General features: G+C 73.2%; 11 protein-coding genes. 6 read left to right on the top strand and 5 right to left on the bottom strand.

The window, feature by feature from the left end; genetic code table 11:
- Window positions 1-76: 76 nt before the first annotated feature.
- The gene (locus tag ACGFRB_RS05155) at window positions 77-1,567 is read right to left on the bottom strand and encodes a sugar transferase (RefSeq protein ID WP_393239170.1); all 1,491 of its coding nucleotides are present in this window, start codon (window positions 1,565-1,567) and stop codon (window positions 77-79) included.
- A gap of 356 nt (window positions 1,568-1,923) precedes the next feature.
- On the opposite strand from ACGFRB_RS05155, the gene ACGFRB_RS05150 reads away from it, so the two are divergent.
- The 4 genes from ACGFRB_RS05150 to ACGFRB_RS05135 all read left to right on the top strand — a co-directional run bounded on the left by ACGFRB_RS05150 (window position 1,924) and on the right by ACGFRB_RS05135 (window position 6,275).
- Window positions 1,924-2,790, top strand: a complete 867-nt coding sequence (locus ACGFRB_RS05150) for a glycosyltransferase (protein WP_393239167.1) — start codon at window positions 1,924-1,926, stop codon at window positions 2,788-2,790.
- Window positions 2,791-3,019: 229 nt separating this feature from the next.
- A complete protein-coding gene (locus ACGFRB_RS05145; RefSeq protein ID WP_393239164.1) occupies window positions 3,020-4,072 on the top strand; it encodes a M4 family metallopeptidase in 1,053 nt (350 codons plus the stop codon).
- Between the two features lie 133 nt (window positions 4,073-4,205).
- Window positions 4,206-4,412 (top strand): cold shock domain-containing protein, encoded by a 207-nt coding sequence (locus ACGFRB_RS05140; RefSeq protein WP_361238351.1) that lies wholly within the window; start codon window positions 4,206-4,208, stop codon window positions 4,410-4,412.
- Between the two features lie 228 nt (window positions 4,413-4,640).
- Window positions 4,641-6,275, top strand: a complete 1,635-nt coding sequence (locus tag ACGFRB_RS05135) for an amidohydrolase (protein WP_393239159.1) — start codon at window positions 4,641-4,643, stop codon at window positions 6,273-6,275.
- An 82-nt stretch (window positions 6,276-6,357) separates the two neighbouring features.
- Here ACGFRB_RS05135 and ACGFRB_RS05130 read toward each other — a convergent pair whose 3' ends face one another.
- Window positions 6,358-8,409: an amino acid transporter gene (locus ACGFRB_RS05130; protein ID WP_393239156.1), complete on the bottom strand. Its 2,052-nt coding sequence runs from the start codon at window positions 8,407-8,409 to the stop codon at window positions 6,358-6,360.
- Window positions 8,410-8,692: 283 nt separating this feature from the next.
- Here ACGFRB_RS05130 and ACGFRB_RS05125 point away from each other — a divergent pair, with 283 nt between their 5' ends.
- Window positions 8,693-9,475 (top strand): DUF4118 domain-containing protein, encoded by a 783-nt coding sequence (locus tag ACGFRB_RS05125; protein ID WP_393239153.1) that lies wholly within the window; start codon window positions 8,693-8,695, stop codon window positions 9,473-9,475.
- 35 nt (window positions 9,476-9,510) lie between these two features.
- Here the strand turns inward: ACGFRB_RS05125 and ACGFRB_RS05120 are convergent, their stop codons facing one another.
- Window positions 9,511-10,170: an SAM-dependent methyltransferase gene (locus tag ACGFRB_RS05120; RefSeq protein WP_393239149.1), complete on the bottom strand. Its 660-nt coding sequence runs from the start codon at window positions 10,168-10,170 to the stop codon at window positions 9,511-9,513.
- A 45-nt stretch (window positions 10,171-10,215) separates the two neighbouring features.
- On the opposite strand from ACGFRB_RS05120, the gene ACGFRB_RS05115 reads away from it, so the two are divergent.
- The gene (locus ACGFRB_RS05115) at window positions 10,216-10,485 is read left to right on the top strand and encodes a hypothetical protein (RefSeq protein WP_393239146.1); all 270 of its coding nucleotides are present in this window, start codon (window positions 10,216-10,218) and stop codon (window positions 10,483-10,485) included.
- Here the strand turns inward: ACGFRB_RS05115 and ACGFRB_RS05110 are convergent.
- Window positions 10,445-11,749, bottom strand: coding sequence for a cytochrome P450 (locus tag ACGFRB_RS05110; protein ID WP_393239143.1), 1,305 nt, complete (start codon window positions 11,747-11,749; stop codon window positions 10,445-10,447). The genes ACGFRB_RS05115 and ACGFRB_RS05110 overlap by 41 nt on opposite strands.
- Window positions 11,746-13,464, bottom strand: a complete 1,719-nt coding sequence (locus ACGFRB_RS05105) for an FAD-dependent monooxygenase (protein WP_393239140.1) — start codon at window positions 13,462-13,464, stop codon at window positions 11,746-11,748. Before ACGFRB_RS05105 ends, ACGFRB_RS05110 begins: the two co-directional genes overlap by 4 nt.
- Between the last annotated feature and the right edge of the window lie 4 nt (window positions 13,465-13,468).

Genomic DNA, 13,468 nt, shown 5'->3' with positions numbered 1-13,468 from the left:
GGTGGTGCGGGGTGGTGCGTTGTGCTCGGGGTGGAGCGGGGCGGTGCGCGGTCTTCGCGTGGTGCGGGGAGCCCTGTCAGTACGCGCCCGTGCCGCGTACGACGGCGGGCCCGGTGCGCAGCAGGATCACCGTGTCCAGGCCCAGCGACCAGTTGTCCACATACGCCAGGTCGAGGCGCACCGCCTCGTCCCAGGGCAGGTCGGAGCGGCCGCTGACCTGCCACAGGCCGGTCAGCCCCGGCTTCACGAGCAGTCTGCGCCGGACCTCGTGGCTGTAGCCCGCGACCTCCTCGGGAAGCGGGGGCCGTGGTCCGATCAGGGACATCCGCCCCGTCAGCACATTGAGCAATTGCGGGAGTTCGTCGAGAGAGTAGCGGCGCAGGGTGGCGCCCACCCGGGTGATGCGGGGATCGTCGCGAACCTTGAACAACAGGCCGTCGCTGTTGTGGTTGGCGTGGGCGAGTTCCGCCCGGCGTTCCTCCGCGTCGGTTCGCATCGTACGGAACTTCAGCATGGTGAACGGCTTGCCGTGCAGGCCCACCCGGACCTGCCGGAACAGGGTCGGGCCCCGGCTGCCGAGCCGTACCGCCAGGGCGACCGCGCCCATCAGCGGCGAGAGCAACAACAGCAGCAGCGCGGCTATCAGACGCTCCATCAGTTCCTTCGGGAGCCGGGAAAGCCGCGACAGCCGGGGTGCCCGGACCTGTATCAGCGGCATTCCGCCGACCGGCCGGACCGCCAGCCGCGCGGCCGACACGTCACCGAATCCCGGGGCGATGAGGAACTCGCCCCCGGCGGCGGCGGTGCTCCACGACAGCCGGCGCATCTGTGCCGCGTCGAGCTCCGGGCCCGGTAACGCCACCACGGCGCTACCGCCCCCGAACGCCCGTAACGCGCCCTGCACTTCGGCGAGTCCGCCGAGCACCGGGACGCCGCAGACGTCCACTGCCTCGGCGCCCTCGGGATCGGTCAGGCACACCCCGGCCAGGTCCATCCCCTGGAACACGGTGGCGGCCGGAGCGCCGGCCCGGCTGTCGCGCAACAGCGCGGTGAGAAGTTCCGCTATTCCGGCCGAAGGGCCGACGAGCACGGCGGTCGTTCGGTGCCGGCCCCGCGCCCACAGGCCGCGCAGCCGGCGCCGCAGCGCGAACCGGGCGGTCAGGGACAGCATGGTGGCGAGCGGCACCGCCAGGATCATCTCGCGTGGCAGCTCCGGCTCGCCCGCGAGGCCCCAGCCGAGCAGCGCGGCGAGCGCGGGCACGACGAGCGCGGCCCGCAGGACCTGCCGGTACAGCCCGCCGCCGGACCCGAACGAGGCCGGGGCATAGGCGTGGTGCGCGGCCAGCGATCCGGCCCAGGCCGGTGGCAGGCCGAGGACGGCCGGCCAGTGACCGCCCCCGGCCCGCAGCACAAGCAGTGCGGCGGCCATGGCGGCGACGGTGTCCGTGGCCAGCAGGACGAGTTGGTGTCTCCGCTTCCATCGCGGACGGTGGAAGCCGGAGTTCGAGTGGTCGGCATACGAGGATTCGACACGGTGCCGCTCATGCGTGACCGGCAGGACGGTCATCCATTCCCCCCAAGGGCGCTTCGCGCGCACCCCCGGACACCACCGCGCCCCGTCCCCCTTGGTCGGTCCGCGGACACGACGGTTCGCGGACAGGGGAAGGACGGCGGTGGCCGACGAGGGAACGCGGCTCTTCCGCCTGAACAGAACGGTGCGGACCGGACGCGAGTCTCCCCAGCCGCGGCCATGTCCACACAGAACACAGAAACCGCCCAGGAGGAGAGAACAAGACGTGACCCAGGCGGATCCGGCAGCGCTCAATCTAGACCAACTCGGGCAGCCCATCCAGGAGTTGTGGAAAACTCCCGGAGATCCTCGAAAGAAACGCGGGAGGAGGGCGGGACGGTCATACTGACCCCGTGCCCAGCATCGTGATTCCCGCGCACAACGAGGAACGCACCCTCGGCCGGCTCCTGACCGGCCTCCTGCACGGCACGGCCGAGGACGAGTTCGACGTGCTCGTGGTGTGCAACGGCTGTACGGACGCGACCGCGTCCGTCGCCGCCGCCCACGGCCCGCGCGTCCGGGTCGTCGAGACTCCCGTCCCGTCCAAACACCACGCCCTGCGCCTGGGAGACGCACACGCCCGCGGCTTCCCCCGGATCTACGTGGACGCCGACGTCGAACTCGGCGCCGCCGACGCCCGGGAACTCGCCGCGGTCCTCGCCGGACCCGATCCGGTCCTGGCCGCCGCACCCGAGCGGCATCTGCCGATGACGGGCTGTACTTGGCCCGTCCGGGCCTACTACCGGGTCTGGCAGCGGCTGCCCGCCGTCCGCGACGGCCTGTTCGGCCGCGGCGTGATCGCCGTGTCCGGCGCGGGCCACGCCCGGATCGCCGCCCTGCCGCCCCTGATGGCCGACGACCTCGCCGCCTCGCTCGCCTTCACCGAGCGGGAGCGCGCCGTCGTGCGCACCGCCCGGGTCGTCGTCCGCCCGCCCCGCACCTGGCCCGACCTGATCCGCCGCCGCGTCCGCGCGGCCACCTCCACCGCCCAACTGGAGCAAGAACAAAAGGAGTCGAAGGTCGAAGGGCCCGCCGCCCACGCCACAGCCCGCACCGGGACGGCCGACCTGCGCGCCCTGCTGCGCGCCGACCCCGCGCTGCTGCCCGCCCTTCTCGTCTTCCTCACCGCCGCTCTCGTCGCCCGCCGCGCCGCACGCCGGGCGATCAAGTCCCGCGACTTCGAGACCTGGCTGCGGGACGACAGCAGCCGCCAGGACTGACCGCCGGGGCCGATCGCCAGGGCTGACCGCCGGGATGGGCCACCGGGACGGACCGCCCGGCCGCACAAGGCCGCCGGGTCTCTTCGCGCTGCCTGTCGGCCTTCCGCCCGCCCGGACGAGCCGCCGAACCGTGATCTGCCGGCTCTCGACGCGGGGCGTCCCGCTGCGCGATGATCACGCCCGCACCACGCCACCCCCTCGCATCTCGCATCCCAACGGGAGTACGTTGATGGCACGTCGCACATCCCTCGGCCTGATCGCCGCGGCCACCGCCGCCGTGGCGCTGATAGCCCCGACCGGTGCCGCCTCGGCCGCCGGCCCGGCCCCCGCCGCCCCGGCGGCGACCGGCCCGCAGGCCCGTATCTTCATGGTCAACCCGGTCCAGTCCACGGGCGACCAGACGCTCACCGACGCCAAGGACTCCGCCGACGCGGTGCCCGCGTCCGCCTACACCCTCGCCGAGCTGCGTAACCTCGACGGCGGCGGCACGCTCTCCGGCCGCTGGGCGTACGTCGGGTCCTCGACAGGCCCCGCCGCCAAGCTCGCCGCGGTCGGCGGCTACAACCGCGGCGACGACCAGTTCGAGCAGGTCATGGCGTACTTCTGGGTCAACGAGGCCCAGGAGTACCTCCAGGGCCTCGGCTTCGGCAGCGAACTGCCCGGCGCCAACGACCGTCCCCAGGCCGTCCGGATCAACCAGTACGGCGCCGACAACTCCTTCTTCACCGACAAGAAGAACGAGATCCGCTTCGGCAAGGGCGGCGTCGACGACGCCGAGGACGCCGAGGTGATCGTCCACGAGTACGGCCACGCCGTGCACAACGCCCAGGTCCCCGGCTTCGGCACCTCCCCGGAGGCCGGTGCGATCGGCGAGGCCTTCGGCGACTACCTGGCCGTCGAGGTCGGTGCGCACGCCGCCGGCCGCTACGGCTGGCCGATCAAGACCGAGCTCGCCTGTGTCGCCGACTGGGACTCCACCCCGTACTCCGGCACCCCGCACTGCCTGCGCCGGCTCGACGGCTCCAAGGTCTACGCCGACCGCGTCGGAGAGGTCCACGCCGACGGCGAGATCTGGTCCCGCGCCCTGTGGGACATCCGCGGCGCGCTCGGCGCCCGGACCGCCGACCGGATTATCGTGAACGCCCAGTTCGGCTTCGCCGCCGACACCTCCTTCGCGGACGCGGCGCGGCAGACCGTCACGACGGCGCAGCGCATGTACGGCACGAGCGCGGCGGACGCCGTCCGCGCCGCCTTCCAGGCCCGTCAGATCCCCGGGATCTGACGTCCGCGACCGGGGTTCCGCCCCGCGGGTGATCCGCGGGGCACTCCGGTGGCATCGGACGCGCCGGCGGGATCCCGGTGGCCGCGAGGGGTACCGAGCAGAGGACATCCCCTCGCGCGAAGGAAGGATCCCCATGGAAACGGACAGGAGCGTCGGCTTCGTCCAGTCCTACGACCGCGGCTCCGGCTACGGATTCGTCGTCGCCATCGGTTCCGAGGAGCCCGTCTACTTCCGTGCCGAGGACATCGAGGGCGGTGGCGGACTTTCCGAGGGCCAGCAGGTCTCGTTCGTCCTGGTCCTCGGGGAGGGCCGCTTCGAGGCCAGAGAACTGCGCCCCTGACGGCCGTATGCCCCCGGATTCCCGGGTGCGTACGGCCGTCAGGCGGCCCGGGACCTCACGGCGGCAGGAAATCCGGTCTCCTTGTGTCCCCGGGGCCCCCGGCGTTCGCACGAAAGCATCCCCACGGCCGCCCCCTGCCCTCCGCCTTCCCGCCTTGCCGCCTTCTCGGCCCCGCCTCCCCGGCCCTCGCCATTTCGGGGCCTGTCCCACCCAGTCAGGAGTACCCAGATGAGCACGGCCGACCTGGTCTTCACCGGTGGCCCCGTCTTCACCGGCGACCCGGCCCGCACCCGGGCCACCTCCCTCGCCGTCAGCGGCGAGCGGATCACCGCCGTCGGCCACGACGAGGTCCGGGAACTGATCGGCCCCCGCACCGAGGTCGTCGACCTCGCCGGCCGGCTGCTGATCCCCGGCTTCCAGGACGCGCACATCCACGCCGTGTTCGGCGGGATGGAACTGGCCGAGTGCGATCTCACCAGCGCCGAGGACGCCGACGCGTATCTGCGGACCGTCGCCGCGTACGCCGCCGCCCACTCCGAAGAGCGCTGGATCACCGGCGGCGGCTGGTCCATGGACAGCTTCGAAGGCGGTCTGCCCACCCGCCGGCAGCTGGACTCCGTCGTCCCCGACCGGCCCGTCCTGCTGATCAACCGCGACCACCACGGCTCCTGGGCCAACACCCGGGCCCTGGAACTCGCCGGGATCACCGCCGCCACTCCGGACCCCGCCGACGGACGGATCGAACGCGACACGGACGGCGTGCCCACGGGCATGCTCCAGGAAGGCGCCACCGCCCTCGTCTCCCGGCTGATCCCGCCCACCACCCCCGCCGACCGGCTCGCCGGACTGCTCCGGGCCCAGACCCTGCTGCACTCGCTCGGCATCACCGGCTGGCAGGACGCCATCCTCGGCGAGTTCAGCGGCCGGCCGGACCCTTCGGACGCCTATTTGGCCGCCGCCCGGGACGGCAGCCTCACCGCCCGGGTCACCGGCGCGCTGTGGTGGGACCGGGCGCGCGGGGCGGAGCAGATACCCGAACTGGCCGCCCGGCGCGCGGCCCTCGGCCACGGTCGGTTCCGGGCCGGGTCGGTGAAGATCATGCAGGACGGCATCGCGGAGAACTTCACCGCCGCGATGACCAGCCCCTACCTCGACGCGTGCGGCTGCGCCACCGCCAACACCGGACTCAGCTTCGTCGACCCCGAGGCGCTGCGCACCCACGTCACCGCCCTGGACGCCCGCGATTTCCAGGTGCACTTCCACGCGCTCGGCGACCGTGCCGTACGCGAGGCGCTGGACGCGATCGAGGCGGCTCTCGCCGCCAACGGACCGCGCGGCAACCGGCACCACCTGGCCCATCTCCAGGTCGTCCACCCCGAGGACCTCACCCGCTTCGCCCGGCTCGGCGCGCTCGCCAACATCCAGCCCCTGTGGGCCGCCCACGAGCCGCAGATGGACGAACTCACCGTCCCCTTCCTCGGGCCGGAACGCGCCGCCTGGCAGTACCCGTTCGGTGCTCTCGTACGGGCCGGGGCCACCCTCGTCGCGGGCAGCGACTGGCCGGTCAGCAGCCCCGACCCGCTCGCCGGGCTGCATGTCGCGGTCAACCGCCGCCTGCCCGAGGCCACCGACGACCGGGTCTTCCTGCCCGAACAGCGGCTCGATCTCACCACGGCGCTCGCCGCGTACACGGCGGGTTCCGCCCACGCCAACGGCCACGACGACGCGGGCAGCCTGCGCCCTGGCCACCTCGCCGACCTGGTCGTCCTCGACCGCGACATCCTCACCGGGCCGCCCGGGGAGATCGCCGACGCCCGCGTGGAGCAGACCTTCGTCGGCGGGGTCCGGGTGCACGGAGCCTGACCGGCGGTACGAAGCCCCGTACCGACCAGCCGAACCGGACCCGCCTCGGACCTCCGCAGCCCGCAGCCCGTCCGGCGGCCGGTCAGCCCACGTGCACCCGCGGACGGCGGGAGCGGTCCGGTTCGGCCTCGCGCAGCACCTCGCGGGTCACCGGCGCGACCTCGCCGTGGCCGAAGAGGAAGAAGCGCAGGAAGTTGGCGAACGGGCCGCCCTCCGTCCATTCGAAGTAGATGTGCGGGCGGGTGCCGGTGACATCACGGACGTGCAGCAGCAGGGCGGCGAGGGCATTGGGGATCGAGGAGCTCTCCACGGCGAGCACCCGGTAGTGGTCGTGCAGCACCTCACCCCGTACGGTCAGGCTCGTCTCGAACTCCGACGGGTCGGTGACCGTCACCTCCACGAGAACGAGGTCCTCGTGGGCGGGGATGTCGTTGTCGGCACGGATCTGCTCCAGCTTCTCCTGGTACTCGGCCGCGTCCCTCAGGCCCGGTTCGTTGGCGATGAAGCGCACCGTCCCGCGCGAGGCGTCCTGGATGAACCGGTTCGCCGTCTCGTCGAAGTCCATGTCGGTGACACGCAGCTCGAAGGCGCGGGCCAGCCGGGAGGCCAGTGAGATGAGGATGATGCCGGCGATGAAGCAGGCGCCGATCTTCACACCGTCGGGCCGCTCGATCACGTTCACCACGGTGGTGTAGAGGAAGACGGCCGAGATGACGCCGAAGCAGACGGCCCAGCGGCGCTGCCCGGCCTTGCGGGCCGCGATCGTCACGGCGATGGCCGCCGAGGAGATCAGCACGAGCACGCCGGTCGCGTACGCGCCGCCCTGCGCGTCCACGTTCGCGTCGAAGATCCAGGTCACCAGGAAGGCGACCAGGATGAACACCAGCACCATGGGGCGCACGGCGCGGGCCCAGTGCGGGGCCATGCCGTAGCGCGGCAGATAGCGCGGCATCAGGTTGAGCAGTCCGGCCATCGCCGAGGCGCCCGCGAACCACAGGATCGCGATCGTCGACGCGTCGTAGACGGTGCCGAAGATGTTGCCGAGGTACTCGTGGGCGAGATACGCGAGGGCACGGCCGTTGGCCTGGCCACCGGACTCGAACTCCTGGTGCGGGATCAGGACGGTGGTCACGAAGCTGGTGCAGATGAGGAAGACGCTCATGATCAGCGCGGCCGTCGTCAGCAGCTTCTTCGCGCCGCGGATCCGGCCGGCCGGGTGCGCCTCGGTGTCGTCCGGATCGCCGTGGACGTGCGGCATCACCGCCACCCCGGTCTCGAATCCGGACAGACCGAGCGCCAGCTTGGGGAAGACGATCAGGGCCACGCCGACCATCGCGAAGACATTGGAGTGCTGCGCGGTCAGGGCCGTGGTCCAGTCCGTCACCACGTGTTCCTCCGTCACCACGTGCCACAGCCCGGTCGTCACGACCACCAGGTTGAGCGCGAGATAGACGCCGACCAGTGCCACCGCGACCCCGATGGCCTCCAGGAAGCCCTTCAGGAACACCGCGCCGAGCAGCGCGATCAGCGCGAGGGTGATCACCATCTGCTTGTCGTGGAGGACGGCCGACAGATGCGGGTTCTCCACGAGGTGGGTGGAGGCGTCGGCGGCCGACAGGGTGATGGTGATGAGGAAGTCCGTCGCGGCGAAGCCCAGCAGGGTCAGGACGAACAGCTTGCCCTTCCAGAACGACAGCAGCCGCTCCAGCATCGCGATCGAGCCCTCGCCGTGCGGGCTCTCCTCCGCGACCCGGCGGTAGACCGGCAGCGCGCCCAGCAGGGTGACGGCGACCAGCACGATCGTCGCGATGGGGGAGAGCAGTCCGGCCGCGAGGGCGGCGATGCCCGGCTGGTAGCCGAGGGTGGAGAAGTAGTCGACACCGGACAGGCACATCACCCGCCACCAGGCCTGGCCCTGATGACCGGTTCCGGCCGTCTGACCACCGGTGCTCTGAGCGCCTTCCGGGCCCTCGGCGCTGCCCTCGGCGGTGTTCGCCGGTACGGAGGACGCGCCCGGCTCCGTACCGCCCGGCGGATGGGAAGAGGTGCCGGGCCGCCCCTTGCCCATGTCGGACAGCCCTTCCAGCATCCAGGCGCGCAGTCGATCGGTACGGGTCGGGGGAGGGGTGGACATCGGGCTCCTGCTGTCCGGTGAGGCGAGGGGGATCGAATTTCAGCCATCACACGGACGGCGGCCGAGTCAGCGTATGCAAGGGGCACGTAGGGAACCCGGCCGTTGGCGTCAGGAAACCGTCAAGATCCCTCCGCCGGGCGTCGTGTCGCTCACAGTCGGCGCAGCCTGGGAGCGTACGCACCCGTGTCCCGCGCACCCGTCCTCGTGTGCACCGGACCCCGTGCCCGCGCATCCCACCCGCACACGCACCGCACCCGGAGTCCCGACCCGTCGGAGGTGGATCATGCGGATGCCGCTCCGGGACGCCGCCGCGCTCGCGGCCGCCGTCCTCGCGCCCTTCCTCGTCGCGCTCGCACTGGTGCCGGCCCGCACCGGTCTCACCGAGACCAACCTGGCCCTGCTGCTGGTCGTCGTGGTGGTCGCCGTCGCCGCCCTCGGCAACCGCTGGGCGGGCGCGCTCGCCGCGCTGTCGGCGGCCTTCTGGTACGACTTCTTCCTCGCCGCGCCTTACTACAGCCTCCGGATCCACGGCCGGGCCGACGTCGAGACCGCGATCCTGCTGTTGCTCGTCGGCCTGATCGTTTCCCAGCTCGCCGCCCACGGCCGGCTGCTCGGCGCCGTCGCCCTGCGTGACGCACGCCATCTGGAACGGCTGCACACCACCAACCGGCTGGCCGAGACCAGCCGCTCGCCCGACGATCTGGCCCGGGTGATCTGCTCCCACCTCGTCGAACTACTGGGCCTCGCCGACTGCCGGTTCGAGTACGGGACGCTCCTCGGCCGGCCGCCCCGGCTCCGTCCCGACGGCACCGTCCAGGTCGACGGCTGGATCTGGGACCTGGAGCGGCAGGGCTGGCCGGAGGGCCCGGTGGAACTCCGGGCCGTCGCGGGCGGCCACTACCAGGGCCGCTTCCTCCTCACTCTCATGCCAGGCGCCCCGGCGCCGTCCCTGGAGGCGCGCCTCGTCGCCGTCGACCTCGCGGGCCGGGCCGCCGCGGCCCTGGCGGCGACGGCCCGGCCGCCCTGTCCACCGGACAGGGCGCGGCAGCCGGTGTCCTCCGGGTGAGCCACCGCGAGGAAAAGAGGAAGCGCGGGGACGGGTCAGCCCCCGGCCGGATCCGGCACGCTCATCGTCACCCGCCACAGCCGGCGCGGCAGATCGCCCTCCTCGAAGGCGTGGACCTCGCGCAGCTCCCAGCCCTCGGCCAGCCGGTCCACCAGCTCACGCGGGAAGAAGTGCACGGCGAAGCCGCCGTGTTCGTGGATGTCGTCGCCGTGCGCGATCCCCGTGCCGTAGTGGGCGTCCCCGGTGTGCCGCACGGTGTAGACGAACGTACCGCCCGGCCGCAGCACCCGGTGGATCTCGCCGACCAGCTCCTCGATGTGCCGTGTCGACAGGTCCATGCAGAGCAGCATGTGCCCGAACATGGCGTCGGCGGACCCGGTGGCGAACGGCAGCGGATCGCGTACGTCCACCAGGGCGGTGGTCACCCGCCCGGCGAGCCCCCGGGCTTCGGCGCGCTCGGCGAGCTGCCCCAGGGCCTCCGAGCTGAAGTCGGCGGCCCGCACCGAGAAACCCTCCGCGGCGAAGTACAGCGCGTCCCGGCCGTGACCCGCCCCCAGCTCCAGCACGTCCCGGGCGCCGGCCGCCGTGAACAGACCGGCCGCGTACCGGGCCGGTCCCGAGGGCTCCTCCCCGTACATGCCGGGATTCTCCTGGTAGATGCGCTGCCAGTGGGCCCGTGGTGCGTCGTGCGTCATGGACGGAGGGTAGCCTGGCCCCCATCGGACAGGGGGGAGCCGGGGGTGTTCCGGGACGACGAGCCGGTGTTCAAGCGCCGCTACGGCAAGTACTACTACAACCCGCGCAACCCGGTCGGCTTCGCGCTGATCATCGGCTCCTTGCTCTTCGCCGGCGTCATGCTCCTGCTGATGAAGGCCCACGCCGGACCCTTCGCAGGACCCGACGAGCCCACCGCGCCGCCGTCGACCGGGACCACCTGGCACGCGCCCGGCTACGACCCGGAGCCGGAGTTCACCGAGTCCTGGACGCCGGATCCGACGACGGCACCGTGACGGTGAGTCGCTCCGGACCATGGAACACCCAGTCCGGCGCGTAGCGCACGGTCAGTTCCGGGCGCGCGCCCGGCCGGAGTGCCGGCAGCCGGTCCAGGAGTTCCGCGAGCCCGGCCTCGGCCTCCGCCCGGGCCAGGCCCGCCCCGGCGCAGTAGTGGATGCCCAGCCCGAAGGCGCAGTGCCGCACGGTGTCCCGGTGGATGTCGAGCCGGTCAGGATCGGGGAAGTACGCCGGGTCCCGGTTCGCCGCGCCGAGGACCAGGACGGTCCGGTCGCCCGCGTGGATCGCGTGCCCCGCGAGCTCGGTGTCGCGCAGCGCCCACCGGGTGACCATCTGCACCGGCGGATCGTGGCGGAGGAACTCGTCCACCGCCCCCGGCAGCAGCCCCGGGTCCGCCCGGAGGGCGTCCCCCAGTTCCGGGCGGGCGAGCAGGGCGAGCACCGCCTTGCCCAGCAGCCCCGTGGTGGTCTCGTGCCCTGCCGTCAGCAGATGGACACAGGTCGCCGTCTGCTCCTCGGGCGACAGCGAGGTCTCGTCCTCGGCGGCCCGTACCAGGGCGGACAGCAGATCGCCCCGGTCCCGGCCCGGTCCGCGCCGGGCGTCCAGTTCTCGCCGGAAGTACGCGGTGAGTTCGGCCGCCGCCCGGTCCGCCGCCACCATCCCGGCCAGGGACCGGTCCACTCGCGCCCCGCCCGCGCGCTGGAGCGCGAGCGCCCGCTCCCGGAACCAGCCCTGACGTTCCTCCGGCACCCCGAGCACGCCCGATATCACCAGGAGCGGGAACGGCGCCGCGAACTCCGCCACCAGGTCGACGCTCTCGCGCGCCACCAGCGGATCGACCAGCCGGCGGGCGATCCGCCGGATCCCCGGCCGCAGCGCCGCCACCGGACCGGCCGCGAGCGCGGGCGCCACCAGCGCCCGCAGTGCCGTATGGCGGGGCGGGTCGAGGAACACCAGCCAGTTCTCGACGACCGCGCGCAGCACCGCGTACCCCGGCGGCAGCGGCGCGGCCGAGGCGCTGCCCGGTGCCGTCCGGCCGAACTCCCGCCGGGCGAGGACCCGCGCCACCTCCGCGTAGCCGAAGACGTACCAGGTCGTCGGCCCGCGCGCGCCGCACGGCACCGCCGCCGGGCGGACCGCGTGCACCGGCCCGGCGTCCCGGTAGCGCCGGTAGACGGGGTACGGGTCGGCCAGATCGAGCCGGGCCGGATCGAAGTCCGGCAGGCCACCGGCCGGGGCCCCGCCGCTTACCGGCCCGTTCACCGGCCCGCTCCCCGCACCAGATCGACCAGGGCGAGCGGGTCGAGCGGCTGCCGGGTGCCCCGCCAGGCCACATGGCCGTCCGGGCGGACCAGGACGTACGGCTGCTCGTAGCGCCGCGCGATCTCCGGGACCGTGCAGCGCACCACATGAAGCGGGACCCGGCGTTCCGCGAACGCCCGTGCCAGCCCGTCCGGTTCGCCCGCCGTGTCACCGCCACCGCTCCTGTCATCGCCCCCGCCTCGGGCGGGCTCCACGAAGGACAACAGGACGAACTCCCGCCCGTACAGGTCGAGGGTCGAGCGGCCCGGCTCCAGCCACGCGTGCGGGGCGCGCACCCCCGGCAGCGTGGACGCGTTCAACCCGGACCCGGACCCGGACCTGGACTGTGCGACTGGGTCTGCCGGATCCGCCGAGTCCGCCGAGCCGGCCCTGTCCGCCGGGAGCTCGGCCGCGATGACCGGGGAGACATAGCGGTACGCGAAGTGCATCTCAGGATGGTCGAACTCGCGCCCCACATCGGAGGAGGCCAGTTCCCGGCGGAGCGCCTTGCGGGCCCGCTCGCCCACCGGATTGTCGTCCAGGAGCGCGGGCGAGAGCTGCCGGTCCTGGGTGCGGAGCAGGTTCGCGTTGGCTTCCGCGACCCCGGCCACAGCCACCGGGCGGCGCTCGGTCTCGTACGAGTCGAGCAGCCCCGGCCCCGCCCAGCCGGCCAGCGCCGCGGCCAGCTTCCAGCCGAGGTCGGCCGCGTCGCAGACCCCCGTGCTCATCCCGAAGCCGCCCGACGGCGACAGGGTGTGCGCCGCGTCCCCGGCGAGGAACACCCGCCCGGAGCGGTAGCGGTCGGCCACCCGGTGGGTCAGATGCCAGGCCCCGTCGGCCTCCACCGTCAGCGGCGTGTCAAGGCCCACCGCCCGCCGTACGACGGCCTGCGCCGGTTCCCCGGTCGCCGGAGCGGTCAGCCGGTACGTCCCCCGTCCGTCGATGGCGCGCAGCGGATACCGCAGCCCGGTCGGCGAGACGAGGAAGTACAGCAGCGGTGCCCGCGGGCCGAGCAGCCGGGGCAGTTCGGGTGCTCGGAACAGGATGTTGCGCAGTACCCGGGGTGGGTGCAGCTCGGGCACGTCGATCCCGCAGATCTTCCGTACGGACGAACCGGCCCCGTCGCAGCCGACCAGATACCGGGCCCGCACCTGCGAGCGGGAGCCGTCCGCCCGTGCCACCGTCGCCGTCACCCCGCCGGGCTCGGGGACGACGCCGAGCAGTCGGCAGCGGGTGCGCACCGGGCCGTCCGGGTAGTGCCCGAGCCGGTCCAGGAGCAGCGGCGCCATCCAGTGCTGCGGGCAGATCGCCTCGGGTTCCGGGGTGTGCCCGGGCAGCGGCCGGTCGGCGACCGTGCCGAACGGCAGCCGGTGGATCTCGTGGCCCGCGACGGCCGTCACCCAGGCCACGTCCAGACAGTGGTCGTCCGGCCAGCCCGCGCCGCGCAGTGTGCCGGACATGCCCCAGCGGCGGAACATCTCCATGGCGCGGGGGCCGACCGTGGTGATCCGGGGGTCCGCCGGGAGGCCGTCCCCCGCTTCGATCAGGGTGAAGTCCACCCCGCGGTGGGCGAGGTCGAGCGCGAGCGCCATGCCGACCGGGCCGCCGCCCACGACCAGGACGTCCGTCTCCCAGCCGCCGCGCTCACCCGGTCTGCGGTACGTGTACGTGTTCATCGCC

It is taken from the genome of Streptomyces sp. NPDC048718 (assembly GCF_043198875.1).
Lineage (GTDB): Bacteria > Actinomycetota > Actinomycetes > Streptomycetales > Streptomycetaceae > Streptomyces.
The sequence above is the reverse complement of the archived record's forward strand: the minus strand, read 5'-3'. Positions and strand labels throughout refer to the sequence as shown.